The sequence below is a fragment of the Rhodococcus sp. SMB37 genome, from assembly GCF_004345605.1.
Lineage (GTDB): Bacteria > Actinomycetota > Actinomycetes > Mycobacteriales > Mycobacteriaceae > Rhodococcus.
Genome location: NZ_SLVY01000015.1, coordinates 119009 through 145631 on the forward strand (window position 1 = coordinate 119009; position 26623 = coordinate 145631).

23 protein-coding genes, 1 tRNA gene and 1 pseudogene are annotated in these 26623 nt (G+C 65.6%); 16 read left to right on the plus strand and 9 right to left on the minus strand.

What is annotated here, in order from left to right:
- The first annotated feature begins 1 nt into the window (after window position 1).
- Window positions 2–1702, plus strand: coding sequence for an NADH-quinone oxidoreductase subunit M (locus EV641_RS22040; protein WP_132474551.1), 1701 nt, complete (start codon window positions 2–4; stop codon window positions 1700–1702).
- The gene (nuoN, locus tag EV641_RS22045) at window positions 1699–3339 is read left to right on the plus strand and encodes an NADH-quinone oxidoreductase subunit NuoN (protein ID WP_132474553.1); all 1641 of its coding nucleotides are present in this window, start codon (window positions 1699–1701) and stop codon (window positions 3337–3339) included. The genes EV641_RS22040 and nuoN overlap by 4 nt, the downstream gene beginning before the upstream one ends.
- A 136-nt stretch (window positions 3340–3475) precedes the next feature.
- Here nuoN and EV641_RS22050 read toward each other — a convergent pair whose 3' ends face one another.
- Window positions 3476–4147, minus strand: coding sequence for a hypothetical protein (locus tag EV641_RS22050; protein WP_054717829.1), 672 nt, complete (start codon window positions 4145–4147; stop codon window positions 3476–3478).
- A 150-nt stretch (window positions 4148–4297) separates the two neighbouring features.
- On the opposite strand from EV641_RS22050, the pseudogene EV641_RS30295 reads away from it, so the two are divergent.
- Together EV641_RS30295 and EV641_RS22060 are read left to right on the plus strand one after the other, a co-directional pair.
- Window positions 4298–4396, plus strand: a pseudogene (locus EV641_RS30295) (helix-turn-helix domain-containing protein); the annotation flags it as partial.
- Window positions 4397–4575: 179 nt separating this feature from the next.
- Window positions 4576–5856 carry a hypothetical protein gene (locus EV641_RS22060; RefSeq protein ID WP_132474555.1) on the plus strand — a complete coding sequence of 427 codons (1281 nt, stop codon included), beginning with the start codon at window positions 4576–4578 and terminating at the stop codon, window positions 5854–5856.
- Between the two features lie 46 nt (window positions 5857–5902).
- Here the strand turns inward: EV641_RS22060 and EV641_RS22065 are convergent.
- Window positions 5903–5979 (minus strand) — tRNA-Leu (locus tag EV641_RS22065).
- 111 nt (window positions 5980–6090) lie between these two features.
- On the opposite strand from EV641_RS22065, the gene EV641_RS22070 reads away from it, so the two are divergent.
- Window positions 6091–6702, plus strand: a complete 612-nt coding sequence (locus EV641_RS22070) for a response regulator (RefSeq protein WP_054717835.1) — start codon at window positions 6091–6093, stop codon at window positions 6700–6702.
- Between the two features lie 66 nt (window positions 6703–6768).
- Window positions 6769–9501 (plus strand): DNA polymerase I, encoded by a 2733-nt coding sequence (gene polA, locus EV641_RS22075; protein WP_132474632.1) that lies wholly within the window; start codon window positions 6769–6771, stop codon window positions 9499–9501.
- A gap of 57 nt (window positions 9502–9558) precedes the next feature.
- Here the strand turns inward: polA and trxA are convergent, their stop codons facing one another.
- From trxA to EV641_RS22090, 3 genes are all read right to left on the minus strand, one after another.
- Entirely contained in the window at window positions 9559–9930 is a 372-nt protein-coding gene (gene trxA, locus EV641_RS22080) for a thioredoxin (RefSeq protein ID WP_054715998.1), read from the minus strand.
- Between the two features lie 111 nt (window positions 9931–10041).
- Window positions 10042–11055, minus strand: coding sequence for a helix-turn-helix domain-containing protein (locus tag EV641_RS22085; RefSeq protein ID WP_054715995.1), 1014 nt, complete (start codon window positions 11053–11055; stop codon window positions 10042–10044).
- A 75-nt stretch (window positions 11056–11130) separates the two neighbouring features.
- The gene (locus EV641_RS22090; RefSeq protein ID WP_054715992.1) at window positions 11131–11649 is read right to left on the minus strand and encodes a 2'-5' RNA ligase family protein; all 519 of its coding nucleotides are present in this window, start codon (window positions 11647–11649) and stop codon (window positions 11131–11133) included.
- Between EV641_RS22090 and EV641_RS22095 the strand changes: the two genes are divergently transcribed.
- The 4 genes from EV641_RS22095 to EV641_RS22110 all read left to right on the plus strand — a co-directional run bounded on the left by EV641_RS22095 (window position 11648) and on the right by EV641_RS22110 (window position 15580).
- Complete coding sequence (locus EV641_RS22095) at window positions 11648–12781, plus strand: isocitrate/isopropylmalate family dehydrogenase (protein WP_132474557.1); 1134 nt, start codon at window positions 11648–11650, stop codon at window positions 12779–12781. The genes EV641_RS22090 and EV641_RS22095 overlap by 2 nt on opposite strands.
- A gap of 178 nt (window positions 12782–12959) precedes the next feature.
- Window positions 12960–13796: an ABC transporter substrate-binding protein gene (locus EV641_RS22100; protein ID WP_132474634.1), complete on the plus strand. Its 837-nt coding sequence runs from the start codon at window positions 12960–12962 to the stop codon at window positions 13794–13796.
- A 12-nt stretch (window positions 13797–13808) separates the two neighbouring features.
- On the plus strand, window positions 13809–14786 hold the full coding sequence (locus EV641_RS22105; protein ID WP_132474559.1) for an amino acid ABC transporter permease: 978 nt from the start codon (window positions 13809–13811) through the stop codon (window positions 14784–14786).
- Between the two features lie 38 nt (window positions 14787–14824).
- Complete coding sequence (locus EV641_RS22110; protein WP_132474636.1) at window positions 14825–15580, plus strand: amino acid ABC transporter ATP-binding protein; 756 nt, start codon at window positions 14825–14827, stop codon at window positions 15578–15580.
- Window positions 15581–15596: 16 nt separating this feature from the next.
- On the opposite strand, the gene EV641_RS22115 is transcribed toward EV641_RS22110, so the two are convergent.
- Window positions 15597–16493: a class I SAM-dependent methyltransferase gene (locus EV641_RS22115; RefSeq protein WP_132474561.1), complete on the minus strand. Its 897-nt coding sequence runs from the start codon at window positions 16491–16493 to the stop codon at window positions 15597–15599.
- Between the two features lie 177 nt (window positions 16494–16670).
- Here EV641_RS22115 and EV641_RS22120 point away from each other — a divergent pair, with 177 nt between their 5' ends.
- The 3 genes from EV641_RS22120 to rpsA all read left to right on the plus strand — a co-directional run bounded on the left by EV641_RS22120 (window position 16671) and on the right by rpsA (window position 20511).
- Entirely contained in the window at window positions 16671–18200 is a 1530-nt protein-coding gene (locus tag EV641_RS22120; protein ID WP_132474639.1) for a hypothetical protein, read from the plus strand.
- Window positions 18197–18862, plus strand: a complete 666-nt coding sequence (locus tag EV641_RS22125) for a DUF305 domain-containing protein (RefSeq protein WP_241997400.1) — start codon at window positions 18197–18199, stop codon at window positions 18860–18862. The genes EV641_RS22120 and EV641_RS22125 overlap by 4 nt, the downstream gene beginning before the upstream one ends.
- A 182-nt stretch (window positions 18863–19044) precedes the next feature.
- Window positions 19045–20511: a 30S ribosomal protein S1 gene (rpsA, locus tag EV641_RS22130; RefSeq protein ID WP_132474563.1), complete on the plus strand. Its 1467-nt coding sequence runs from the start codon at window positions 19045–19047 to the stop codon at window positions 20509–20511.
- A gap of 187 nt (window positions 20512–20698) precedes the next feature.
- On the opposite strand, the gene EV641_RS22135 is transcribed toward rpsA, so the two are convergent.
- Window positions 20699–20911 carry a hypothetical protein gene (locus EV641_RS22135; RefSeq protein ID WP_132474565.1) on the minus strand — a complete coding sequence of 71 codons (213 nt, stop codon included), beginning with the start codon at window positions 20909–20911 and terminating at the stop codon, window positions 20699–20701.
- 214 nt (window positions 20912–21125) lie between these two features.
- Here EV641_RS22135 and coaE point away from each other — a divergent pair, with 214 nt between their 5' ends.
- The 3 genes from coaE (at window position 21126) to EV641_RS22150 (ending at window position 24287) form a co-directional block, all read left to right on the plus strand.
- Window positions 21126–22343 (plus strand): dephospho-CoA kinase, encoded by a 1218-nt coding sequence (coaE, locus tag EV641_RS22140; RefSeq protein WP_199233352.1) that lies wholly within the window; start codon window positions 21126–21128, stop codon window positions 22341–22343.
- Window positions 22344–22470: 127 nt separating this feature from the next.
- Entirely contained in the window at window positions 22471–23610 is a 1140-nt protein-coding gene (locus tag EV641_RS22145) for an LLM class flavin-dependent oxidoreductase (protein WP_132474568.1), read from the plus strand.
- Window positions 23607–24287: an FMN reductase gene (locus tag EV641_RS22150; protein WP_132474570.1), complete on the plus strand. Its 681-nt coding sequence runs from the start codon at window positions 23607–23609 to the stop codon at window positions 24285–24287. The genes EV641_RS22145 and EV641_RS22150 overlap by 4 nt, the downstream gene beginning before the upstream one ends.
- Before the next feature lie 85 nt (window positions 24288–24372).
- Here the strand turns inward: EV641_RS22150 and EV641_RS29930 are convergent, their stop codons facing one another.
- Both EV641_RS29930 and EV641_RS22155 read right to left on the minus strand, forming a co-directional pair.
- Window positions 24373–24504 carry a putative transporter small subunit gene (locus tag EV641_RS29930; protein ID WP_241997401.1) on the minus strand — a complete coding sequence of 44 codons (132 nt, stop codon included), beginning with the start codon at window positions 24502–24504 and terminating at the stop codon, window positions 24373–24375.
- Entirely contained in the window at window positions 24501–26198 is a 1698-nt protein-coding gene (locus EV641_RS22155; RefSeq protein WP_132474572.1) for a sodium:solute symporter family protein, read from the minus strand. The genes EV641_RS29930 and EV641_RS22155 overlap by 4 nt, the downstream gene beginning before the upstream one ends.
- Between the last annotated feature and the right edge of the window lie 425 nt (window positions 26199–26623).

Sequence of the window (26623 nt, forward strand, 5' to 3'; positions counted from 1 at the left end):
CATGAACGAATTTCCGTGGTTGACGATCCTGTGGGTGCTCCCGGTTGTCGGTGCCGTCGTCGTTCTCGCGTTGCCGGCGCGGATGCGGACCCTCGCCAAGAGCGTCGCCGTCGTCGCCGGGCTGCTGACCCTCGCGGTTGCGGTGGTGCTCGCGGCGTTGTTCGAACCCGGTGGCGAGCAGTTCCAGTTCGTCGAATCGCACACGTGGATCCCCGCGTTCGGCGCCGGCTACACGCTCGGCGTCGACGGCATCGCGCTGGTACTCGTGCTGTTGACCGCGGTGCTGGTACCGCTGCTCCTCGTCGCCGGATGGCACGACGACCGGCATGCCATAGCGGAAGCCGCCCCCGCTTCCCGCCCCCGCGCCGCGCACACCTACACAGCGTTGATCCTGCTCGTCGAGGCGATGGTGCTCATCTCCTTCGTCTCCCTCGACATCCTTCTGTTCTACGTCTTCTTCGAAGCGATGCTCATCCCGATGTACTTCCTCATCGGCGGGTTCGGTGGTCGCGGCAGTGAACGGGCCCAACGCTCCAGAGCCGCGGTGAAGTTCCTGATCTACAACCTGTTCGGCGGTCTGATCATGCTGGCCGCGGTCATCGGCCTGTATGTGGTCACAGCGCAGGCCGGGCTGGGGGAGTCGGGCACCGTCGGCACGTTCGACTTCCGGCGCATCGTCGAAGCAGCATCGTCGGGTGAGCTCGGCGCGACCCCCGCCGTCCTCAACGCGCTGTTCCTCGGTTTCATGTTCGCGTTCGCCGTCAAGGCCCCGCTGTGGCCGCTGCACAGCTGGCTTCCCGACGCGGCGGTGCAGACCACTCCCGTATCCGCGGTGCTGATGATGGCGGTGGTCGACAAGGTCGGCACATTCGGGATGCTGCGGTACTGCCTGCAACTGTTCCCCGACGCCTCGGTCTTCTTCGCACCGCTTGTCGTGACGCTGTCGGTGATCGGCATCGTCTACGGCGCGATGCTCGCGATCGGGCAGACCGACGTGATGCGACTGATCGCGTACACCTCCATCTCGCACTTCGGGTTCATCATTCTGGGGATCTTCGCGATGACCAGTCAGGGCCAGGCCGGGTCGACGCTGTACATGGTCAACCACGGCATTTCCACCGCCGCGCTGTTCCTGATTGCCGGGTTCCTGGTGTCGCGGCGGGGATCCCGGGCGATCGCCGCGTACGGCGGAGTCCAGAAGATCGCACCGATCCTCGCCGGCACGTTCCTCATCGCGGGGCTCGCCACGCTCTCACTACCGGGCCTCGCGCCGTTCGTCAGCGAATTCCTCGTCTTCGTCGGCACCTACCCGCGGTATCAGGTCGCAGCGATCATCGCGACCATCGCGCTTGTCCTGTCCGCGCTCTACGTGCTGTGGCTCTACCAGCGCATGATGGGCGGACCGGTACGCACAGACCACGGATTGGCACCGAGCGATCCTCCGGACGAGGGGTCGGGCGAGGGGCACGGAACCTCGATCACCGATCTCGTCCCCCGCGAAATCCTCGTGGTCGCACCGTTGATCGCCCTGCTGATCGTCCTCGGGGTCTATCCGAAACCGATGCTGGACGTGATCACTCCCGCTGTGGACCACACCCTCATCACCGTCGGCGAAGAGGATCCCACACCACGCGTCCCAGCCGAGACACCGGTCGCCGACGGTGACACCGCCGTCGGCTCCGGAGGAGGTGCCCACAGATGAAGAATCTGGACAGCAATGTCGTTCTTGCGCAGGCGCTTCCCGCACCCGACATCGACTACGGTGTGCTCAGCCCGATGCTCATCGTGTTCGGGGTCGCGGTGGTGGGTGTCATCGTCGAGGCGTTCGCACCCGCCCGCGCCCGCTACGTGAGTCACCTCGTGCTGGCCTTCGCGGGCCTGATCGCGGCGCTCGTGGCGGTCATCCTGCTCGCGGGAACCGAGACCACCACCGCCGCCGGCGCGGTCGTGATCGACGGCCCGGCCCTCTACCTGCAGGGCGCGATATTGGTCGTATCGATCCTCGCGGTCGCGCTCATCGCCGAACGCGGTGTCGAGGGTGCACGAACGACGGTGGATGCCGCGGCGGCCTTGGATACCGCAGGAGCCGCAGTCGGTACGGGATCGACCCGGACGAGAACCGACGCGTTCGCTCCGCAGGCTGCGGCGGTACCCGGAAGCGCCGCCGAACGTGAAGCCACCGATGCGGGTATCACACGCACCGAAGTGTTCCCGCTGGCGTTGTTCGCAGTCGGTGGCATGATGCTCTTCCCCGCGTCCGATGACCTGTTGACGATGTTCATTGCACTCGAAGTGCTCTCCCTGCCGCTGTATCTGCTGTGTGGGCTGTCGCGTCGACGTCGTTTGCTGTCGCAGGAGGCGGCACTCAAGTACTTCCTCCTCGGCGCGTTTTCGTCGGCGTTCTTCCTCTACGGTGTCGCGTTGCTCTACGGCTACGCGGGAACCATCTCGCTGGCGGGTATCGCCGACACTGTGGAGTCCGGTGGCGGCAGCGACATCACCGCCCTGATCGGTGTCGGTCTACTGTCCGTGGGCCTGCTGTTCAAAATCGGTGCGGTGCCGTTCCATTCGTGGACACCCGACGTCTATCAAGGCGCACCCACCGCGGTGACCGCGTTCATGGCCGCGGCGACGAAGATCGCGGCGTTCGGAGCGCTGCTCCGCGTGCTCTACGTCGCGGTGCCGGGACTGAGCGACGAGTGGCGCCCGATCCTCTGGGCAGTGGCCATCGCCACCATGCTGGTCGGCGCCGTCCTCGCGGTGACACAGACGGACGTCAAACGAATGCTGGCGTATTCGGCGATCAGCCATACCGGCTTCGTGCTCACCGGTGTCGTCGCCGCCAATGAGCAGGGCATCTCGTCGACGCTGTTCTATCTGGTCGTCTACGGGATCGGCACCATCGGAGTGTTCGCGGTGGTCACCCTGATCCGCGACCCCGACGGCGAAGCCTGGGACCTGTCGCGCTGGGAGGGAGTGGGACGTCGTTCACCGGTGCTGGGAGGCATCTTCGCACTGTTTCTGCTGTCGATGGCGGGGATCCCGCTCACCGGCGGATTCATCGCAAAGCTGAGCGTGTTCAGCGCCGCGATCTCGGGCGGTGCGGTGCCGCTGGTGATCGTCGGCGTGGTCGCGAGCGCGATCGCCGCCTACTTCTATGTGCGGGTGATCGTGCTCATGTTCTTCCGCGATCCACCGTCCGATGCGCCCGCGATCGTGCTGCCGAGCGTGCTCACAACGGTCACTATCGCGGTGACCGCCGTGATCACGCTGCTGCTCGGTATCGTGCCGCAACCGTTGCTCGATCTGGCCGGGCAGGCAGCCGTCTTCCTGTCCTGAGCGGTCCGGCCACGTGACAGATCGGTCCGAGGACTCCTCGCGGTCCTGCGTCAGCCGCTCGACACGCGCGAGATCGGAGCTCGGTGGGCAGGACGGAGTGAGACCAGGTGTGGCGCAGCCGGTCACGCTGCAGACGTCATTCTTCGCGGCCGAGTGGATTCCGATACACGGTGGAGCAGCCGCTCTCGCGTACGAGAACATCGTCGAATGCAGCGATCAGTCCGTCCGGGAACCACCGCGCGCCATGATCGCTGCTGGTCGCGACGACGGTGAGGTTGCGGGTTCGTGCCGTGGTCACCAGTCTGGTCAGACGCTCACGGTCGGGGAGATCCAACTTCGCGATCGTCGTGGAGAGTCCTGCGAGGAGCAGTAGTCGTTGGGGCCCGGCGCCTGCTGAGTCCAACTCGGCGAGCATACGACCGATCTCATCCGGGGTAGCTGCCCAGGATGAGACCCCGTCTCCTGCGTCGCGATACCCGGCGAGCCAGTGGTGGCGATGATGCGGATCGGCGACGAACAACTCGTGGGTGCGTCTGGACAGGACGCCCGTTGCCATGAGGGTGAGCGGCAGATTGGGGAAGTTCTCCGTGTCGCGTTGGTGCACGAGGAGGTTGCGTCCGGCAGTCACTGTCCACGCCACGGTGTTGCCCTCGCCGTCGCGCCCGAACGGGATGACGAGACTGTCCGCCCGATCCTGTGAGCGGCACACCGTGTTGATCCGGGCGTTGTCGGCGCGGGGCCGGCCGGAATGCGACCGAACCGCGTTTGAACAGCTTCGATGCGTGGGCGGGATGACGGGATGCGCCATGTCGTGGTCCGTTCCATGTCGGCGATGTCCGAATCTGTGTTCGATACCGCAGTCAGGCTAACCGTCGCCACCGACATGCAGGTGCGCCAGGCTCGAGGGCGGATTCCAGCGATCGTCGCAACACTCATGGTTCGGCAGAAGTATGGCCGTCCCGGTGCTACGGCCAAGGAGATCGCCCGCTTCGCGGGTGTCGCACCCACCGCCGCCTATCGGATGCTCAACCTGCTTGCCGCAGAGGGTTTCCTGGTGCCGAGGTGGTCGGGGGCCTGTGTCTGCAGGGCTCGCCGCTTCGGGTATCGCCGTCGGATTTCGAGCAGTTGCGGTTTCTCTACGAGGGGTCTCGTAGGCTCACCGGCCTGCGGTAGGTGCGACCCGTGAGTTCCGGCGTGTCGGCGACGTGTGTGCGCGATGCTCGGCGAAGGTGAGGTGTGGCAGCGTGGATCAAGGTCGTACTGCTCATTGTCGGCGGCTACACAGCGGCGGTCGTCCTCGGAGCTCCCACCGTCGACACCTATCCGATGGCGACAGGATTCGGCCCCGCGCCCGTGATGGCATCCGCGATCGCTGCCTCGGCAACCGGGGCGATCGTGGCGGCCCTGGTCGCGGCAGGAACTCGTCAGCGGTCTCTAGTGATCGCGGCAGTCCTGGCGGGTGCGCTCCTCGTGGCAATGGTGGCCTTGCCGGGCGCGTGGCGGTACGACACGTACATCTCGGCGGTCGGCGCCGGCTCGCTGCTCGGCGGCCTCGTGGTCATGTGTATCGGACCGCGACGAGTGCAGCTGCAGGCGGTGCTGGCCGCTGCGGGCGTTGCGGGCCTGCTGACTGCCGAACCGATCGCGGAGTTCCGGAACTTCGCCTCGGCACCGAGACGGTACGCGGACTACGTGGACGTCGGTTCCCCACCTGTCAACACCGTGTGGTTGCTTCTGGCGGTCGTCACGTTGGTTGCAGGGGCATCGATGTGGGTGATCGGCCGTGGCGATACGGCACCGATCGGTGAACGGAGGGGAAGCGGGCGAGAGGTGCTGGTCGGCATCGGCATTCCGGCGGTCGGGATGGGGCTGCACTGGTCGTTCGAGCGTGCCGTGATGTCGTCACGTGCGGAAACGCAGGAAGCGGGCAGATGGCTCCTGGGGGTCGTGGCGGTGGTGCTCGTGATCGCTGCTGCGTTGTGGTTGCGCGGGCGCACGGGAACGGTTCTTCTGGCGGCGATGGTACTGGCCGTGGTCGGGCGCGAGGCGGTCTCGTGGTCTCCCACGGTGTGGCCGCTGCTCCTGGTTCCGGTCGTCCTCGCCGGCGTCGGTGCCTGGCTCGGCCACCGTTCGCCCCGACCGCTGGTAGGTGTCGGTGTACTGGCGCTGATCGCAGCAACGGGGGTCGTCGCCGGTCGACCATGGGACGACATGAGCATTGCAGCGAATCTGTTCATGGTGCCACTTGCGGCTGCCTACACGATCGCCGCATCTCTGCCGTCCACCCCGCCGGTGGTGGCGACGTCGATGACGCTGCCGGCCGCGCTGGCGTTACCTCTTGTCGCGCAGTACGGGTGGACCGCCCACACCCCGCTCACGAGCGAGTCGGTCGGGTGGTCGTCGAACTCCTGGACGTGGATGTCCTCGGCCGTATCGGTGGCGGCGGTGGTGGCAATCGGGAGCGCGATGGCGTGGATTCGGTACCGCAGGCCGACCGATGTGCGCCGGCCGACGTGACGGAGTGACGAGCAGGACGATGCACGAAACTGCGATTGTTCGGCGGTGGTGCCCCCGGTGAGACTCGAACTCACACTGGACGGGTTTTGAATCCGTTTCCTCTGCCAATTGGGATACGGGGGCGTGGTGCGGAGACCACTGTAAGGGATGGATGGACCGAGCGTGAACACCGGTACCCTTCTAACGTTCGATTCCCTCACGAGGGCATCCGCAGCGAGATGGGAAGGGCCCGCCATGACAGCCGTGCCGCAAAACGACAACGCCGGGGCGAAGCGAGTCGTCGTCGCCGAAGACGAGGCGTTGATCAGGCTCGATCTGGTCGAAATGCTGCGCGAAGAGGGGTACGACGTGGTCGGCGAGGCCGGCGACGGGCAACGCGCGGTGGAGCTCGCCGAAGAGTTGGGACCCGACCTCGTGATCATGGATGTGAAGATGCCGCGCCGAGACGGAATCGACGCCGCATCGGAGATTGCGCAGAAGCGCATCGCCCCTGTGGTTATTCTCACAGCGTTCAGTCAGCGTGAACTCGTCGAACGTGCACGCGACGCAGGAGCCATGGCGTACCTGGTCAAGCCGTTCTCGAAGAGCGATCTGGTCCCGGCCATCGAGGTGGCGGTGAGCCGGTTCACCGAGGTCCGCGAACTCGAACGTGAGGTCCAGGGGCTGTCCGAGCGGTTCGAGACCCGCAAGCTCGTCGACCGGGCAAAGGGAACGTTGATGGACAAGCATGCGATGACCGAACCGGAGGCCTTCCGCTGGATTCAGCGTGCGGCAATGGACCGGCGGACCACGATGAAGCAAGTCGCCGAGGTGATCATCGAGACACTGGGGGAGACCGCCGGCTGACCATCACCGGGGTCCGATCGCCCAAGTTCGTCGGGGTTGTCGTGGACGTCGTACCCGGTCCCTAGACTGACACCCGTGACCCGTGCATCCGCTTCGCCCTCGACCACCCCGGCCGCCGACGACCGTCCGACCCTTCTGCTCCTCGACGGACATTCGCTGGCATTCCGCGCGTTCTACGCGCTCCCGGCCGAGAACTTCAGAACTACCAGCGGACAGACCACCAATGCGGTCTACGGGTTCACCTCGATGCTGATCAACCTTCTGCGCGACGAGAAGCCCACACATGTGGCAGCGGCGTTCGACGTGAGCCGCAAGACATTCCGCGCTGAAATGTATGCCCCCTACAAGGCGCAGCGCAGCGCAGCTCCGGACGAGTTCAAGGGACAGATCGATGTCACCAAAGAGGTGCTCGGCGCCATGGGCATCCCGGTCATGGCCGAGGAAGGGTACGAGGCCGACGACATCATCGCGACCCTCACTACCCAGGCCACGGCACTCGGCTACAAGGTGCTCGTCGTCACCGGCGACCGCGATGCACTGCAGTTGGTCACCGACGACGTCACTGTGCTCTACCCGAAGCGGGGCGTCTCCGAGCTGACGCGTTTCACCCCTGAGGCCGTGGAGGAGAAGTACGGGCTCACCCCGGCGCAGTACCCGGACTTCGCCGCGCTCCGCGGCGACCCGAGCGACAATCTCCCGGGCATCCCGGGTGTCGGTGAGAAGACCGCCACCAAGTGGATCCGCGAATTCGGCAGCCTCACCGAACTGGTCGATCGGGTCGACGAAGTGCGCGGCAAGACCGGCGACGCGCTGCGCGAGAACCTGTCGAACGTGCTCATGAACCGCCAGCTCACCGAGATGGTGCGGGAAGTGCCGCTGCCGTACGCGCCGGAGGCGCTGGCGCTGGCCCCGTGGGACCGCGACAAGATCCACCGGCTTTTCGACGACCTCGAATTCAAGGTCCTGCGCGATCGACTCTTCGAGACCCTCGCGTCCGCGGAACCCGAAGCCGACGAAGGATTCGAGGTGCGCGGCGGCATCGTCGAACCGGGTGCGCTCACCGCCTGGCTCGCCGAGCACGCGGTGTCCGGGCAGCGGCACGGCCTGTCCGTCGCCGGCCCCGGCACTCCGTACGGCGGGGAGGCCACAGCTGTCGCGATCGCGGCTGCCGACGGCGAGGGCGCGTACGTCACGACGGTGTCGCTGACCCCCGAGGACGACACCGCGCTTGCCACGTGGCTCGCCGACCCCACCGTGGAAAAGACTCTGCACGAGGCGAAGTCGGCGATGCACGCGCTGGGCGGTCGCGGTTGGAACCTTGCCGGCGTCACCAGCGATACGGCACTGGCGGCCTATCTCGTGCGCCCCGGACAGCGCAGCTTCAAACTCGACGACCTGTCGCTGCGCTACCTCAAGCGCGAACTGCGCGTCGAAGACACCGGCGCCCAGCAACTGTCGCTGCTCGACGACGAGGACGCCACCGACCAGAAGGCCGCCGAAGGTGAGATCCTGCGGGCACGCGCCGTCGTCGATCTCGCTGCGGCTCTCGACTCCGAACTCGTCGACATCGAGTCGGTGCAACTGCTCACGGACATGGAGTTGCCACTGCTCGAGGTGCTGGCCGCACTCGAATCCACTGGCATCGCCGTCGATTCCGAGCACCTGCACGACCTGCAGGCGGGCTTCGCCGCCGACGTCGCTGCCGCAGCGAACGCCGCATACGAGGTGATCGGTAAGCAGATCAACCTCGGCTCACCGAAGCAGCTGCAGGTGGTGCTGTTCGACGAACTCGAGATGCCGAAGACCAAGAAGACGAAGACCGGCTACACCACCGACGCCGATGCTCTGCAGAACCTGTTCGAGAAGACCGGGCACCCGTTCCTCGAACATCTGCTGGCACACCGCGAATCAACCAAGATGAAGACGACCGTCGACGGTCTCATCAAGTCGGTGGCCGACGACGGTCGCATTCACACCACGTTCAATCAGACGGTCGCGGCGACTGGACGATTGTCGTCCACCGAACCGAACTTGCAGAATATCCCGGTGCGCACCGACGCCGGCCGTCAGATCCGCAATGGCTTCGTCGTCGGCACCGGATACGACCTGCTCCTGACCGCCGACTACAGCCAGATCGAGATGCGCATCATGGCGCACCTGTCCGGCGACGAAGGTCTGATCGAGGCGTTCAACACGGGTGAGGACCTGCACAGTTTCGTCGGTGCCCGCGCATTCGGCGTACCGATCGAAGAGGTCACCCCCGAGCTGCGTCGACGGGTCAAGGCGATGTCGTACGGTCTGGCGTACGGTCTGAGCGCCTACGGTCTCGCGCAGCAGCTGAAGATCTCCACGGACGAGGCCCGCGAGCAGATGGAGGCATACTTCACCCGCTTCGGTGGCGTGCGCGACTACCTGCACAACGTCGTCGAGGAGGCCCGCAAGGTCGGCTACACCTCCACGCTCTACGGGCGTCGGCGCTACCTGCCGGACCTGACGAGCGACAATCGGCAGCGTCGTGAGGTCGCCGAGCGTGCCGCGCTCAACGCGCCGATCCAGGGCACGGCGGCCGACATCATCAAGGTCGCGATGATCGACGTGCAGAAAGCGCTCGGCGATGCCGGACTGCGGTCGCGGATGCTGCTGCAAGTCCACGACGAACTGGTCCTCGAGGTCACCACCGACGAGCGTGAGCGTGTCGAGGAGCTCGTCCGCGACAAGATGGATTCGGTGATCGATCTGTCGGTGCCGCTGGAGGTGTCCGTCGGCTACGGCCGTAGCTGGGACGCCGCCGCCCACTGACAGCCGACGCGGCTCGATCCCCGGAAAAGGAATCGAGCCGCGCTGTGGTCGGTCGGGTCAGCCCTGGGCGTTCGACGCTTCGTCGATCTGCTTGCGCACGTCGTCCATGTCGAGAGCCTTGACCTGCGAGACGAGGTCTTCGAGCGCGGCCGGCGGCAGCGCGCCTGCCTGGTTGTAGACCAGGATGCCTTCGCGGAAGGCCATGATCGTCGGGATCGAGCGAATGTTGGCGGCTGCCGCGATCGACTGCTCGGCCTCGGTGTCGACCTTCGCATGCACGACGTCGGGATGCTGCTCGGATGACGATTCGAAGGTGGGTGCGAACTGCTTGCAGGGGCCGCACCAATCGGCCCAGAAGTCGACGAGCACGATGTCGTTGTTGGTGACGACCTCGTCGAAGGTCTGCTGGGTGAGAGCTTGGGTTGCCACGGTGGTCCTTTCGGTTCGGTCGTGTCGACGGGTGCAACAGCGAGCCGCCCCCATTTCTTCCGCCACGCTACGCGAGACAGGCCGTACAGGGGCCGCTGTTCCGCGGTCTCGTCACTCGACCAGGGTCGGCTCCGCGGAGCGGAAGGTCCGGCGGTACGCCTGGGGCGTGGTACGCCGCAGGCGCAGGAAATGCTGCCTGAGCACCGGCGCGGTCCCGAATCCGACACGGTCCGCGACCACGTCGATGGGTAGATCGGTGTTCTCGAGCAGGTGCTGCGCCGCGAGCACCCGTTGGTCGCGGATCCACCGCGCCGGTGTCGTGCCGGTTTCCTCCGCGAACCGTCGTGCGAAGGTCCGCGACGACATGTGTGCCTGCTCCGCGAGGACGGTCACCGACAGGTCGCGGTGCAGATTCTCGGTGATCCAGTCGAGCAGCGGGGCGATCGAATCGTCGGTGCACTCGGGAAGCGGTGTGGCCACGTACTGCGCCTGCCCGCCGTCGCGGTGTGGTGGAACGACCATGCCCCGCGCGATCGTGTTGGCGACCTGCGCACCCTGTGCGGTCCGCACGATATGCAGGCACAGATCGACGCTCGCGGCGGTGCCCGCGCTCGTCAACACCGGATGGTCGTCGACATAGAGCACATCGCGATCGACCCGGGCCGACGGGTACATCGCGGCGAGACGGCCTGCGTATCGCCAATGAGTGGTGCAGCGTCGGGCGTCGAGAATGCCGGCCGCGGCGAGGACGAATGCGCCCGTGCACAGGCTCGCGACCGGAACGCCACGGTCGACTGCGGCCCGCAGTTTCTCGAACAGCGGCTCGAGGACGCCGAGATCGGTGTTGCCGCTGCGTACGAATTCTGGATCGGTCAGTGAGCCTGCTCCGGTGCCGCCGGGCGGAACGATGATCAGGTCGGCATCGTCGAGGCGGTCGAGGTCGTACGGCACATCTATGGAGTAGCCGTACCTCGTGGCGATGGGCTCGGGACTGCCTGCGACGAGCGTGAAGTCATAGGCAGGCAGGCCATCGGCCGCGAGGTCGCTGCCGAAGACCTCGCAGGCGACGCCGAGTTCGAACACTTCGATGCGCGGGAGGAGGGGGACAACCACGTTGCGGAGCATGCAACTCAGTCTCCTCGCCGAGTGGCAGAAGATCGAGAATCTACGGTGATTCTGCCACCGAGACTGTTCGTGGTGTCAGATGAGCAGCCATTCCTGTTTCGCGGTGCCGTCCCACCGCCGAATGTGATGCGCGGTACCTGCCGGGTCACCGGGCGTGTGGTGAGCGGCGATCGTCGCGGCGCCGATCCGGTCGGCGGGGACCCGCCGCGCCAGAGTCACGTGCGGAGTCCATTCACCCGGGCGGAGGTGCGCCGGAATCCCGGGACACTGCGAGAACGCGGCGAAAATCCGGGCCTGCAGTTCCAGTAGCGGCGCAGAGGGTACGACGAGTCGCGCCACCGTCGCGTGGCGCCCCCCGAAGAGGACCACACCACCGAGGCGCATCGGTATCTCGACGGTCGAGATAGCTTCACGCGCAGCTTCCTCCACGTCCGGTGGGATCGATTCCGCCACGAACAGCGTGATGTGTGGCCGATTCGATTCGGTCCGGATCCGGGTCTGACTGTCGATACCGGCTGCGCGCAGGCTCTCCCACTGCTCGCGGATGTGACCGTCGAGCCGATCATCGAGTAGTAATTCCACCGACTGCACCATGATGCGCAATGATGGCGCGGTGACCCACGAGACTGCAACGGCGACCCATGAGACTGAACTCTCGCAGCCTCAGCGCATCGGCCTGATCGAAGGTGACGGCATCGGTCACGAGATCGTTCCCGCAACACGCCGCGTCGTCGACGCGGCGATCGCGGCGACAGGTGGGCCGGGACTCGAATGGGTGCCTCTGCCGCTCGGCGCCGACGCCATCGGCACCTACGGCACTCCTGTGCCGGAGTCGACGCTCGATGCACTCGCGGGCCTCGACGGCTGGATTCTCGGGCCACACGACAGCGCGTCGTACCCGGAGCCGTTTCGTGCGGCGCTGACACCGGGCGGACAGATCCGCAAACATTTCGACCTGTACGCGAACATCCGTCCCGCACGGGCACTGCCGGGCACCCGCGCGATGGCTCCCGACATGGATCTGGTCGTCGTCCGTGAGAACACCGAAGGATTTTACGCCGACCGCAACATGGCGGTCGGTAGCGGTGAATTCATGCCGACTCCCGACGTTGCCCTCGCTGTCGGGGTCATCACCCGTGCCGCGTGCGAACGCATCGCACATACCGCCTTCGATCTCGCCTCACGTCGCCGCAAGCGCGTCACCATCGTGCACAAGGCGAATGTGCTGTCGAAGACGACCGGTTTGTTCAGGGACGTATGCCGCGAGATCGGAACCTTGTATCCGAGCGTGGACGTCGACGACGAGCACGTCGACGCGATGGCCGCCCTGCTCGTGCGTCGCGGCGGTGATTTCGACGTCATCGTGACCGAGAATCTGTTCGGAGACATCCTGTCGGATCTCGCCGGCGAGCTCTCCGGCTCGCTCGGAAGTGCGCCATCGATCAATGCGTCCGCGAGGAAGACGATGGCGCAGGCGGTCCACGGCGCCGCACCCGACATCGCCGGACTCGGCCGTGCCAACCCGACCGCCCTCCTTCTGTCCTCGGCGATGCTCCTCGACCGCCTCTCCGTCAAAGGGGACCCGTTCCTCGGCGGTGCGGCGCGAGCCCTCGAGCGGGCAGTGGCCGAGACGATCGGGGACGGTATCGCCACCGCAGATCTCGGTGGGAGCGCATCAACTAGCGAGTTCACCGCTGCGGTGGTCGACCGGATCACCGCCGCGTGACCATACAGCTGTGGCGAGAGCGTCTTCACCCGGTTTGGTCCAGAGCAGCGGACCGCACAGATCTGCAGACAGACAGGCACCTCCGGTCTAAGGTTCGACTGTGGATGGACCAGCTCACTCCCGTCCGCTGCGGCCTCGGCTCGTGGGTGCTGTAGCCGCAGTGCTGCTCATCCTCGCGATGGTGACAGGCTGCGTGGTCAACACCGAATCCACCGTGCCCCCTGGCGACCGGGTACGCGCGGAGCGCGTCGATGCACTCGCTGCTCAACTCCCGCCGGCAGCGACGTCGGCAGGCCTGCTGAAGGTCGGCACGAATGTGCCCTACGCCCCCAACGAATTCAAGGACGACGACGGCACGATCGTCGGATTCGCTGTCGAACTCGTGCAGGCGCTCGGCGACGTGCTCGGCATCGACGCGGTGTTCTACGAGGCCGACTTCGACCGGATCATCCCCGCCGTCCAGTCCGGCACTTTCGATCTCGGTTCGTCCTCGTTCACCGACACGCTGGAGCGCGAACAGTCCGTCGACTTCGTCACCTACTTCAGCGCGGGAATACAGTGGGCGCAGCGCGTCGGCGAATCGGTCGACCCCGACAACGCATGCGGACTGCGAGTGGCGGTACAGACCACGACCATCGAGGACATCGACGAGGTTCCGGCAAAGAGTCAGACCTGCGTGGATGCGGGACTTCCCCCGATCGAGAAGATCAAGTACGACAGCCAGGACGAAGCAGCCAACGCGCTGATCCTCGGCCGGGTCGACGCGCTGTCCGCCGATTCTCCGGTCACCGCTTACGTGATCGAACGCAGCGAAGGTCGTCTCGAATCCGCCGGCCCGCTGTTCGACGCCGCACCGTACGGTTTCGTCGTCGGCAAGGGCGCTCCTATCGGTCCGGTCCTGCAGCAGGCGATGCAGTACCTGATCGACTCGGGGACATACCAGCAGATCGCCGACCGCTGGGGTGTGACAGAGGGAACGATCACCGAGTCGCAGATCAACGCGGCGACGAGCTGAGGAAGGGCCCCGATGAGCGAGAACACGCATTCCGGCGCAGCCGAGACCGAACCGGAACCGATTCAAGCCGTGCCGCTGCGTCGTCCCGGCCGGTGGATCGCGGGGGCCATCGTGGTGATCGCGTTGGTGCTGATCGTGTGGGGCGCAGCCACCAATGAGGCCTACCGCTGGGACATCTACGGCCAGTACCTGTTCGATCGGCGCATCAGTGAGGCGGCATGGAACACGGTGCAGTTGACCGTGCTCGCCATGCTCATCGCTGTAGTGCTCGGAGTGGTCCTCGCGGTGATGCGCCTGTCGCCGAATCCGGTGCTCAAATCCGTGGCGTGGGTGTACCTGTGGGTCTTCCGCGGCACCCCCGTGTACGTCCAGCTCGTGCTGTGGGGACTGTTCCCGTCGATCTACAAGCAGCTCGACATCGGAATCCCGTTCGTGCACCAGTTCTTCCACATCGATCTGCAGTCGCTCAATGCGGCGTTCCTGTTCGCAGTGATCGGACTGGCCCTCAACGAGGCCGCGTACATGGCCGAGATCGTCCGCGCCGGAATCGGATCGGTGCCCGATGGTCAGATCGAAGCCTCCACCGCGCTGGGAATGTCGTGGGCGCAGACGATCCGGCGGACGGTGCTCCCGCAAGCCATGCGCGTGATCATCCCGCCGACCGGCAACGAACTCATCAGCATGCTCAAGACGACCTCGCTGGTTGCGGCCGTGCCGTACACCGCTGAGCTGTACGCCCGTGCACGCGATATCGCCGGCTCGAACTTCCAGCCGATCCCGCTGTTCCTCGTCGCCGCGACCTGGTACCTGGCGATCACGAGCATTTTGATGGTGGGCCAGTACTTCGTCGAGAAGCACTATTCGAAGGGCATGACCAGACACTTGACGGCACGCCAGTTGCAAGCACTCGCCGATGCCGAAGGCAAGGCCGTCGTCATCCAACCGACACCGCCGACAGACCCCACCATCCCCGGAGGTGAGCGCAAATGACCGCACCAGGCCAACCGACCGAGCCGGACGACGCGCCCATGGTGCGGGCCGACCGGGTATGCAAGAACTACGGCGCCGTCAAAGTGCTCAAGGGCATCTCACTCGAGGTACAGCGCGGGCACGTCGCGTGCCTGATCGGCCCGTCCGGCTCCGGCAAATCGACGTTTCTGCGGTGTATCAACCATCTCGAACGCGTCGACGCGGGACGTCTCTACGTCGACGGGACACTCGTCGGCTACGCCGAACGCGGCGGCAAACTCCACGAACTGCATCCGCGCACGGCAGCGAAACAACGCCGCGAGATCGGGATGGTCTTCCAGCACTTCAACCTGTTCCCACATCGGACCGTGGTCGCCAATGTCATCGAAGCGCCGATCCTGGTGAAGAAGATGCGTCGCAGCGAGGCCACCGAGATGGCCCGCGACCTCTTGGCGAAGGTGGGGTTGGGCAACAAGGCCGATGCGTATCCGGCCCAGCTGTCGGGCGGGCAGCAGCAGCGCGTGGCCATCGCACGGGCGCTGGCGATGGAACCGAAACTCATGTTGTTCGACGAGCCCACCTCGGCGTTGGACCCCGAACTCGTGGGGGAGGTGCTCTCCGTGATGCGCGACCTCGCCGACGGCGGAATGACCATGGTGGTCGTCACCCACGAGATGGGGTTCGCGCGGGAGGTCGCCGATCAGCTGGTGTTCATGGACGGCGGAGTCGTCGTCGAGGCGGGGTCGCCCCGGGATGTGCTCAGCAATCCGCAGCAGGAGCGGACCCGCGAATTTCTCGCCCGTGTGCTGGGCTGACGACGAATAGTGTGGATCAGAGCCCGGAATCCGGGTTCGAATCCACACTGTTCGCGATGCGGGCGCAGAAAATCGCGGTGCCAGGGAAGATCTCACCTCGCAGTGGGCTCCACTGACCCCACTCCCGGTCGAGATGCTCGGGCCAGTCGGGTTCGACGATGTCGTAGACCTCGAAGCCCGCCGCGACGAGTTCCCGTACCCGGTCGCCGATGGTGCGGTGATGCTCGACGTAGGTGGCCACTCCGTCGTCGTCGACCTCGACATACGGGGTGCGGTCGAAATAGGGGAACATCGCGACCAGTCCGCGCTCGCCCGGATCGTCGGGGAATATCCACCGCATCGGGTGGTTGACCGAGAACACCCACCGTCCACCGGGACGCAGCACCCGTCCGACCTCACGCATCACCTGCGCCGAATCGGCGACGAACGGGACGGCACCGAATGCCGAGCACGCGATATCGAAACTGTTGTCGGCGAACGGCAGATTCTCCGCGCCGGCCTGCACCAGAGGCACGCGCGGTCCACCCCGGTCCATCGCGTCGACGCCCCGCGAGAGCATGCCCATCGACAGATCGAGCCCGACGGCGCGGGCACCCTCTCCTGCGAGCCAGCGTGCGCACGGCGCAGACCCGCAACCCAGTTCGAGGATGTCCTTACCGCGGACGTCACCGAGGAGATGGACGTCGCCTTCGTGCAGGCCTTCCGGACACCAGACGAACTCGCCCGCGACCGAATCCACTCCGAGGAATTCACCGTGGGTGCGGTGGTAGTCGCCGGCGTCGGCGTCCCACCACGTGCGGCTTGCGTGTTCACTGTCGCGACTGCCCACGCCTGCTCGACCGGCCTTCGACGTGCCGAGCAGGGCATTGGCGGTGGCGTGACGAGGATCGGGCGGCAGCGGCGCGTCGGACATGGAAACAGCGTAGGACGTGCGGTACAGGCGGTTCTCGGCCGGGACACGTCGGCGGAAGGCGTTGACGCGAATGTGTGATCTCGAACATACTCACCGCGGGGTCCGGGCATCGATGTCCGGTGGCAGAGGGGGAATGTCGTGTGGGGGATTGTGTCGACTCGCTGTGGCTACGCCGCGATGGTCGTGGCGGTGGCGATTCTGGTGACGGCGGGGATCGCTGCGGCGGGTCCACCGCCGCAGGACTCGTCCGGCGTGGTCCACGAAGCCGGTGAGGTCGGGCGGCATGCGGCTGCGCGCGCCGAATGCGGGCCCGGTTCGCGGCCCGAGTCCGGGCTGCAGGGCGACGTGCCGGCAGCCGACCGCGACAGCGGGCGCAGCGCCGAGGGCTACGAATGCAATATGACCCGGCTCGGCGGGTTCGCGGGCGACGGCGCGGGCATCGTCTCGGCGAGCCACGACCATTGCGCCTATATGGGAAGTCTGTTCCCGGGCAGTCTCGTCGGACCGGAAACGGGCGTCCAGGTTGTCGATGCTTCGGATCCAGCCCATCCGACGCCGACCGTGACGCTGACCGAACCGGCGATGCTCGCCGGCACCTGGGAGAGTCTGAAGGTACATTCCGGCCGAAAGCTGTTGGTGGGAACCGGTGTCCCGGCGCTGTTCGGTGCGGGGCTGCTCTCGGTGTACGACATCTCCGACTGTGCCCACCCGCGATTGCTCAACCCCGGTGCGGGCACCGACCCGCGTATGCCGCTTCCGGTCACCGCGCACGAAGGCGGATTCTCGCCGGATGGCCTCACCTACTGGTCGTCCGGTACCGAAGGGGTGCTCAGCGCTGTCGACCTGACCGACCCGGCGCAACCGACGGTCATCTGGCAAGGCTGGATGGGGATGTCCGCCCACGGGTTCGGGATCTCACCCGACGGCAACCGGCTGTACCTGTCCAACAATTTCGGCGGCCTGACGGTTCTCGACACCAGCGCCGTGCAAGATCGTGACGTAGGCGCACAGGTGCGGCAGGTCGCCTCGATGTCGTGGACGGACGGCTGGGCTACCCAGCACAGCGTCCCCGTCACGTACGACGGGCATCCCTACCTGTTCACGGTCGACGAAGGCGGGTCGGGTGGGATCAAGCTCATCGACGTCGCGGACGAGACGAATCCGGCGATCGTGAATTCGATCAAACTCGAGATCAATCTGCCGGAGAACATCGACAGTCAGGTCGCGTCGGGAATGGGAGGATCGGCCTTCGCCTACGAATCGCACTACTGCTCGGCGGACCGGCCGGTGGATCCCACAGCCCTGGCCTGCGGGTGGGTGTCCTCCGGGGTCCGGGTCTTCGATATCAGTGACCCGTTCGACGTGAAGGAAATCGCCTATTACAACCCGCCGGCCCAGACCTCCCGCAACCTCGAGCTGCCGAACTCGCCGCACGCAATGGCGTCTGTGATCGGCGTTCCGATTCTCAGTGCGCCGGCGGTGTTGCAGGCCGTGATCGGCGGGCAGTTCGACCTCGACGAGGCAGGATCGCCCCGCAGCGGCATGGTGGTCGCCGGCGACCTGTCGAGCGACTGGTGCTTCTCGCCGCCGGAATGGCGCGGCAACGACCTGTGGGTCAGTTGTTCGGACAACGGTTTCATGACACTGCGTCTGAGCGAGGACGTCTACACCCCACCGGCCGACCAGCGGTCGACGATCGGATCATGAGCGGAGCGGCCGGTACCACCGGGGCGCCGAACATCATGATCCGGGTGCTGGCCTTGGCGTCGCTGTCGGTGCTGCTGTTGGTGGTCGGTGCGGCGTTGCGGCCGCTGGTGGATCCGCCGACGGCGAGTCGCCCGGTGTTGACCGACGTCGAGGTCGGGTTCGTGCAGGACATGGCGGCCCATCATCAGCAGGCGCTGCAGATGACGGCGCGTCTGTCTCCGGAGCTCGATCCCGCCGTCCTCGCGTTCGCCGATCGGATCGATGCCGCGCAGCGGATCGAACTCGGGACTCTGCTCGGTTGGCTGACCCTGGCGGGAGCGGCTCCGACCAATCCCGACCCGATGTGGTGGCACCGCCCCGCGCACGCGAACGAGCACGGAGTCGCGCTCGGCCGAGATGTCGAGGTGCCTATGCGAGGGATGGCCACAGTCGCCGAGCTCGATGCTCTCTCGACAGCGCCGGGACCCGACGCCGAGGTGCTGTTCCTGCAGTTGATGAAGCGGCATCACGACGGTGGAGTGGCGATGGCACGGGCGGCGGATCTTCTGCTCGACGACGGGCCGGTGAAGCGGTCGGCGCGCGCGATGATGCAGGAGCAGAGCAAGGAATCGGGTCTGATGACGATGATGCTCGCCGAACGTGAGGTGGTTCCTGCCGGGTGAGTTTGCCGGGGTCATACCGGACCGCGTAGCCTAGGGCACGCGAGTGTCCCGAGTTCTGCCCCTCACCGGTCCGTCCGAGGGTCCTCGTGGTGGAACGCGCGCGATGTGCACGTCTGCGCCGGTCCGCCTGCCCGAAAGCGTTAATCAACCGACTATCAACCCGTCCGGAGCAACTCAAACACATGGCCTCCACCACCGTCACCTCGCCGCAGGTAGCCGTCAACGACATCGGCTCCGCCGAGGATTTCCTCGCCGCCATCGACGCCACGATCAAGTACTTCAACGATGGCGACATCGTCGAAGGCACCATCGTCAAGGTCGATCGTGATGAGGTGCTGCTCGACATCGGTTACAAGACCGAAGGCGTCATCCCGTCCCGCGAGCTCTCGATCAAGCACGATGTCGACCCCAATGAGGTCGTGTCGGTGGGCGACGAGGTCGAGGCCCTGGTCCTCACCAAGGAGGACAAGGAAGGCCGCCTGATCCTGTCCAAGAAGCGTGCGCAGTACGAGCGCGCCTGGGGCACGATCGAGGAGCTCAAGGAGAAGGACGAGGCCGTCAAGGGCACCGTCATCGAGGTCGTCAAGGGCGGCCTGATCCTCGACATCGGCCTGCGTGGCTTCCTGCCCGCGTCGCTCGTCGAGATGCGTCGCGTCCGCGACCTCCAGCCGTACGTCGGCAAGGAGATCGAGGCCAAGATCATCGAGCTCGACAAGAACCGCAACAACGTGGTCCTGTCGCGCCGTGCATGGCTCGAGCAGACCCAGTCCGAGGTCCGCAGCGAGTTCCTGCACCAGCTCCAGAAGGGCCAGGTCCGCAAGGGCGTCGTGTCCTCCATTGTCAACTTCGGCGCCTTCGTCGATCTCGGCGGTGTCGACGGCCTCGTACACGTCTCCGAGCTGTCCTGGAAGCACATCGACCACCCGTCCGAGGTTGTCGAGGTCGGCACCGAGGTCACCGTCGAGGTTCTCGACGTCGATCTCGACCGCGAGCGCGTGTCCCTCTCGCTCAAGGCGACGCAGGAAGATCCGTGGCGTCAGTTCGCCCGTACCCACGCGATCGGCCAGATCGTTCCGGGCAAGGTCACCAAGCTGGTGCCGTTCGGTGCGTTCGTGCGCGTCGAAGAGGGTATCGAGGGCCTCGTCCACATCTCCGAGCTGGCCGAGCGCCACGTCGAGGTCCCGGACCAGGTTGTCGCAGTCGGCGACGACGCGATGGTCAAGGTCATCGACATCGACCTCGAGCGCCGTCGTATCTCGCTGTCGCTGAAGCAGGCGAACGAGGACTACACCGCAGAGTTCGATCCGTCGAAGTACGGCATGGCCGACAGCTACGACGAGCAGGGCAACTACATCTTCCCCGAGGGCTTCGATCCCGAGACCAACGAATGGCTCGAGGGCTTCGAGAAGCAGCGTGAGGAGTGGGAGTCCCGCTACGCGGAGGCCGAGCGTCGTCACAAGATGCACACCGCTCAGATCGAGAAGATGGCTGCTGACGAGGCTGCCGAGGCTGCTGCCGGCGTGTCCAGCAGCAACTACTCTTCGGATTCGGCTCCCGAGTCCAGCGAGGTCGAGACCACCGGTGGCGGCTCGCTCGCCAGCGATGCTCAGCTCGCTGCACTGCGCGAGAAGCTGTCGGGCAACGCCTGATAGAGCGCTTATACGGAAGACCCCGCACCGCGTCCGGTGCGGGGTCTTCCGCATTTCGCGGATCGTTCGGGGCATTGCCGTAGGGCTGTGGGGAGTGATCGGGTCGAACGACCGACGGCCCCTCCTGGGAGGGGCCGGGTCGTGTCGTGTTCGGAATCCGTGGTGGTACGGACGCTTTCCGGGGTGGTCAGCCCACAGCGGGCGTGGCCCATTGCGTCGGCAGTCCGGCTGCGCGCTTACGGATGGCGGCCTGGCTGTGGCGTGCATTACTCAGGAGCATCGTGAACCAACTGCGTCGGTGCTCCGAGAGTGCGGCGGCCACCTCGGGGATGAGGATGCAGTGAACACCGTTTTCCATGCCGAGGCGATGCCGACCGGGTGATGATTGGGAGGATCGCATTCTTGCCTTCTCGAGTGGACTGGACTCCGTGGTCGGACGCTTCTGAACGACGATATCCGACCGAGAGACTCGAATGCCGCATTTGACGCAGGTGAGAGGCGTGTTTCACTCGTGGCCAGAGACTTGCGATCGGCCTGTGACCCGCTCGTGACCGCGATGTGACTGCCGCGGCCCGAGTTTCGAGACCGGGGTCGATGATGCAAGACTGGGCGGCGTGTTGCGAATGGGGTTGACCGGAGGCATCGGCGCGGGGAAGTCGACCGTGGCGAAAGAGCTTGTCGAACTCGGGGCGGTTCTCGTCGACGCCGACGTGATTGCGCGGGAGATCGTGGCGCCGGGATCGGAGGGGCTAGCGGAACTGGTCGGCGCGTTCGGCGACGATATCCTGCATCCCGACGGCTCACTGAATCGTCCGGTGCTCGCCGAGAAGGCATTCGTGACCGACGAAGCGCGCGGCGTGCTCAACGCGATCACTCATCCCCGGGTCGGTCGTCGCACCGCCGAACTCGTCGAGGCAGCCGCAGACGATGCGATTCTCGTGCAGGACATTCCGCTGCTCGTCGAAGGCTCCATGGCCCCGGCATTCCATCTCGTCGCGGTCGTGCACGCCGGCGAAGAGGAACGCCTGCGCCGGCTCGTGGAGCTGCGGGGGATGCCCGAGTCCGACGCAAAGGCCCGGATCCGTGCGCAGGCCACCGAGGAGCAGCGTCGTGAAGTCGCCGACGTGTGGCTCGACAACACCGGTGAGCCCGTTGCCGTTGTCGAGGCCGTCCGGCAGTTGTGGGAACAGCGACTGGTGCCGTTCGAGCAGAACATCCGTACTCGCACGGCGGTGCACGCCGACCCGGTTCTCGGACCGGCCCAGCCTCGATGGGATGAGCAGGCTCAGCGTCTCGTGGCGCGACTTGCGCTCGCATGCGGCGGACATGCGGTGCGCATCGATCATGTGGGATCGACGGCCGTGCCCGGACTCGACGCGGTGGACATGCTCGATCTCCAGGTCACCGTCTCCGATCTTGCGGCCGCCGATGCGCTCCTCGAGCCGCTCGCAGCGGCTGGGTTCCCCCGGATCGAGCAGGTCGACCACGACATCCCGAAGCCGTCCTATGGAGTGGGCGGCGAGACCGACCCTGCGGTGTGGTCGATGAGGCTGCACGGCAGTGCCGACCCCGGTCGCCCCGCGCGGGTGGCGCTGCGGGTCGATGGGTGGCCCGGACAACAATTCTCTCTGCTCCTGCGCGATTGGCTGCGGGCCGACGCGGACGCGGTTGAGGAATTCGCGGTGGTCAAGCGCGCCGCTGCTCGGTCGGCGTCCGATGAGACCGATCCGCTGCGTGCTGCGTCGGTGTACCGAGAGGCCAAGGCGCCCTGGTTCGACCGGGCCTACCATCGAGCGTGGGACTGGGCGGAAGCGACCGGCCGGTCGATCTAGGCTCTCCTGCCCTGCGGCCAGGCGGGTTGTTGCTCCTGGTGAGCTCTGTCGCGAGACCGTGGGAATACCTCGGCGCGGCAGTCCGTTAATATAGTTGACTATTCAACAACATGACGGAGGTTCGGACGTGCAATTCGGCATTTTCACCATCGGAGATGTGACCCGCGATCCCACGACGGGGCGCATTCCCACGGAACACGACCGCATCGTCGCCATGACGAAGATCGCCCTCGCGGCAGAAGAGGTCGGGCTCGACGTCTTCGCCACCGGAGAGCACCACAATCCGCCGTTCGTGCCGTCATCGCCGACGACGATGCTCGGCTGGATCGCCGCCAAGACCGAGAACCTCATCCTCTCGACAGCGACGACACTGATCACGACCAACGATCCGGTCAAGATCGCCGAAGACTTCGCGATGCTGCAGCACCTCTCCGGCGGCCGCGTCGATCTGATGATGGGCCGTGGCAATACCGGACCGGTCTACCCATGGTTCGGCAAGGACATCCGTCAGGGCATCCCGCTGGCAATCGAGAACTACCACCTGCTGCGCCGCCTGTGGCGTGAGAAGGTCGTGGACTGGGAAGGGAAGTTCCGCACCCCGCTGCACGGATACACCTCCACTCCGATGCCCTTGGACGAGACCCCGCCGTTCGTCTGGCACGGGTCGATCCGTTCTCCCGAGATCGCCGAACAGGCCGCCTTCTACGGTGACGGGTTCTTCCACAACAACATCTTCTGGAACAGGGAACACATCCAGCAGATGATCACGCTCTACCGCAACCGGTTCGAGGAGTACGGGCACGGCGCCGCGGATCAGGCCATTGTCGGGCTCGGCGGGCAGGTCTTCATGGCCGACACGGAAGCCGAGGCCAAACGCCGGTTCCGGCCATACTTCGACAACGCACCTGTGTACGGGCACGGACCGTCGCTCGAGGAGTTCGGGGCGATGACCCCCTTGACGGTAGGCACTCCCGAGCAGGTCATCGAGCGCACCCTCGGCTTCGCGGACTACGCCGGGGACTATCAGCGCCAGCTCTTCCTCGTGGACCATGCAGGTCTGCCGCTCGATGTCGTTCTCGAACAGATCGAGATACTCGGTCGTGAGGTCGTGCCCGTGCTTCGCGCCGAGTTCGAGCGTCGTCGTCCCGCGCACGTACCGTCGGATCCGCCGACCCACACCTCGCTGGTGGCGGAGGGACCGGACTCGCCGCATCGACTCGTCGTGCCGGCCACGATCGACACAGAGGCCGTGGGAGCATCGAGATGAACCGCCGCCTGATCGTCGTCACCGGAGGACTGTCGCAACCGTCGTCCACGCGACTGCTGTCCGATCGGATCGCCGATGCGGTGATCGCTGCGATCGGAGCGCGCTGTGAGGCAGTCGACGTCGAGGTCGTGGAACTACGCGAACTCGCCGGTGATCTCGCGACCATCATGACCACGCAGATTCCGACGCCCGCACTGGCGGAGGTCCGCGAGCGAGTGTCGCGGGCGGACGGGTTGATCGCAGTGACACCCGTGTTCACGGCGAGTTACAGCGGGCTGTTCAAGATGTTCTTCGACGCCCTCGACACCGATGCCCTGCGCGGCATGCCGACGATCATCGCTGCCACCGCGGGGTCAGCACGCCACTCACTCGTACTCGACCACGCGATGCGCCCGTTGTTCGCGTTCCTGAGCGCGGTCGTTGTGCCCACGGGAATCTTCGCTGCCACCGAAGACTTCGGGGGTGTGGAGAGCACAGGCGAGGAAGGGCTGTCCGGACGTATCCGCCGCGCAGCCGACGAGCTCGCGGCGCTCATGGTGGCCGAGACGGTAGGTGTGGACGGATTCGTCCCCACGAGTACGACCCGGCCACGGAGATCCGGCAACACCGTGCCCGGTGTGTCGTCGGGAACCGGTGGCTCCGCGTTCGAGGTGCTGCTGCAGCCCCATCTGAAGTGACCGCATGGAGTGCTCGGTGCAGATCGGCCCGTAGGACGACGAATATGTCGCTCCTGCGGGCCGATTCGTATGCCGCGAGTGCGGGTCAGATGAGATCTTCGCCATTTCGGCGGGCTTCGAGCCACTCCTTGATGAAGCCGCGGCCGAGGACGAACAACACGAGCGCCACCAGCGCAGGCCAGATCAGAACGTAGAGGGTCAGGGCAAGGGTGTTCATGCGCGGTCCTTCGTCAGAGTCGGGTCGTTGTCGGAATCTCCGTCCGGGTCGCTCTCGACCGGGTCGAAATCACCGACGCGCTGCGCGATCACGTCGAAGTCGAACTCTTCCTTGCTGTTCACCGACATCGCCCAGCACACCACTGTGCTCACCGCGTACGCCACCAGCGACGCGCTGAGGACGGCGTAATCGTGCAGGAAGCCGATCGAGAACGGAGCCGCGATCAGTGCCGCCGCGACCGCGACGATCCGCGCGATACGCAGTCCGAAGAACCCGAACGCCATCAACCCGGCGATCACACCGACACCGACTACCGAGACGACATCGACGAGGTAGCCGACCATGCCGTCCATCGAGAACCAACCGAATCGCACCGGCAGGAACAGGGCGAGTGCGAGCAGCACCGACGTGGTGAACGCCTTGTTGGTGACCTTGCGCCAGTAGAAGCTGGCGATCACGGGGAAGACCAGCGCACCCCACAGCGCGCCGACGAACACCAGCAGATCGAGGATGTTCAAGCGCATACTGGCGAATCCGACTGCCGCCGCGGTGGCGAGCACCATGGTGGCTCGGCCCACGAACAGCATGCGCTTGGGGTCTGCGTGTTCCTTGCCGCCTGCGATGTTCTGGCCGTAGATGTCGGCCATCACGATCGACGACAGGGCAGCGAGATCGGAGTCCGCCGTGGACGACAGCGCGCCGATGATCATGACGAAGAACAGGACCACCAGGACCGCCGGCAGGTATGACGCCACCATCTGCGGAATGATGTTGTTGACGTCCCCGTCCATCGGGTCGATTCCGAGGTACAGCGCGAGCACGCCGAACATACCGACGCCGATGACCGTCGCGCCGTATCCGACGGTCGCCGTGATGAATGTCGGTTTGATGAGATCCTCACGCACCGCGAACAGGCGCTGGGCGATCGTCTGGTTGCCGATCGCGTAGGCCAGGACCGCCGCGATGTACGGCGCGCCCTGATTGAGGAATGCGTCGCTCGAGAAGAAGTTGCTCTGCTGCTCGGTGAGGTTGCTCGCGCCGGTGTCGAAGGCGTCGGGGAAGCCGGTGATGAAGAAGACGGCCGGGATGATGACCACGACCGCGCCGAGCATGGCGACCACCTGGACGAAGTCGGTGAGCACCGACGCCCGGAATCCGGACCACAGCGTGTACAGGAGTACGCCGGCGGCGACGAACACCACACCTTGCACGAAGGAGAACGGTGAGAGCATCGAGATGAGTACGCCGCCCGCGATGAAGTTCGACATCAGGCTGATGAGGCTGCCGACCACATTCGATCCGGCGAGCATCAACTGGCTCGACGCGCCGTGCCGCGCGTACATGACCTCGGCGAGGGTGTGCGCCTTGGGTGCAACCGCGCGAATCCGCTTGCCGAAGGGGTAGATGAACAGAATCATCAACGCACCCCAGAGCCCGTAGTGGATGGGGCCGGAAATGCCGTAGGTATATCCCGAGGTTGCGGATGCATAGAGCGAGGACGCCCAGATCCACGTTGCAGTCATACTTGCTGCTGAGACACCGAACCCGATTTTGTTTCCGGCGGTCATGTACCCGTCGGCATTTTCGTTCTTCTTGCCGATCCGGGTCGAAATGAGAAATGTTCCACCATAGAATAAAACAAGCAACAGAACAACTGTCACGGCACTGAACTGAACGAGCTCGGTGCTGTCCAATGCAACCTCCTTCGTATTCGTGTGGTTCCCGGCGCCGGGCGCAGCGCGACACGAATTCGGTTTCGGCTGTGACGACCGGTGGGCGGGCGGGTAAACCCGAGCGACTCGGCACTGCGACGCTGCAGCCGGTCGTTCCGGACACGTGGGTACACGTATCCTGCTGGTCAACGCCCATTTGTGGGCGCACGTCGGCGGGGCAGCAGCGGCGCTGCTGCGCGCTCACGACGGTGTTCGGGCGCCAAGTATATCGGCAGGGAGGGGTTTCCTCGTCCTGCCGACATCCATTACCCTCCGGACCGCTGGTCCGGAGTTGCTTTCATGTGTAATGCAAATGCTCGCCGACCGCGAAACAGTAACATACCGTGAGTACGGGTAATTACATGGGTGGCGCCGGAGGCGCAGAATTATGCGATATCCAGGATTTT

Coding starts and splice junctions, on each gene's coding strand:
- EV641_RS22040 (WP_132474551.1), top strand. CDS start 2: ATGAACGAATTTCCGTGGTTGACGATCCTGTGGGTGCTCCCGGTTGTC.
- nuoN (WP_132474553.1), top strand. CDS start 1,699: ATGAAGAATCTGGACAGCAATGTCGTTCTTGCGCAGGCGCTTCCCGCA.
- EV641_RS22050 (WP_054717829.1), bottom strand. CDS start 4,147: ATGGCGCATCCCGTCATCCCGCCCACGCATCGAAGCTGTTCAAACGCG.
- EV641_RS22070 (WP_054717835.1), top strand. CDS start 6,091: ATGACAGCCGTGCCGCAAAACGACAACGCCGGGGCGAAGCGAGTCGTC.
- EV641_RS22085 (WP_054715995.1), bottom strand. CDS start 11,055: ATGCTCCGCAACGTGGTTGTCCCCCTCCTCCCGCGCATCGAAGTGTTC.
- EV641_RS22095 (WP_132474557.1), top strand. CDS start 11,648: ATGATGCGCAATGATGGCGCGGTGACCCACGAGACTGCAACGGCGACC.
- EV641_RS22090 (WP_054715992.1), bottom strand. CDS start 11,649: ATGGTGCAGTCGGTGGAATTACTACTCGATGATCGGCTCGACGGTCAC.
- EV641_RS22100 (WP_132474634.1), top strand. CDS start 12,960: ATGGTGACAGGCTGCGTGGTCAACACCGAATCCACCGTGCCCCCTGGC.
- EV641_RS22105 (WP_132474559.1), top strand. CDS start 13,809: ATGAGCGAGAACACGCATTCCGGCGCAGCCGAGACCGAACCGGAACCG.
- EV641_RS22110 (WP_132474636.1), top strand. CDS start 14,825: ATGGTGCGGGCCGACCGGGTATGCAAGAACTACGGCGCCGTCAAAGTG.
- EV641_RS22115 (WP_132474561.1), bottom strand. CDS start 16,493: ATGTCCGACGCGCCGCTGCCGCCCGATCCTCGTCACGCCACCGCCAAT.
- EV641_RS22120 (WP_132474639.1), top strand. CDS start 16,671: ATGGTCGTGGCGGTGGCGATTCTGGTGACGGCGGGGATCGCTGCGGCG.
- EV641_RS22125 (WP_241997400.1), top strand. CDS start 18,197: ATGAGCGGAGCGGCCGGTACCACCGGGGCGCCGAACATCATGATCCGG.
- rpsA (WP_132474563.1), top strand. CDS start 19,045: ATGGCCTCCACCACCGTCACCTCGCCGCAGGTAGCCGTCAACGACATC.
- EV641_RS22135 (WP_132474565.1), bottom strand. CDS start 20,911: ATGCGATCCTCCCAATCATCACCCGGTCGGCATCGCCTCGGCATGGAA.
- EV641_RS22150 (WP_132474570.1), top strand. CDS start 23,607: ATGAACCGCCGCCTGATCGTCGTCACCGGAGGACTGTCGCAACCGTCG.
- EV641_RS29930 (WP_241997401.1), bottom strand. CDS start 24,504: ATGAACACCCTTGCCCTGACCCTCTACGTTCTGATCTGGCCTGCGCTG.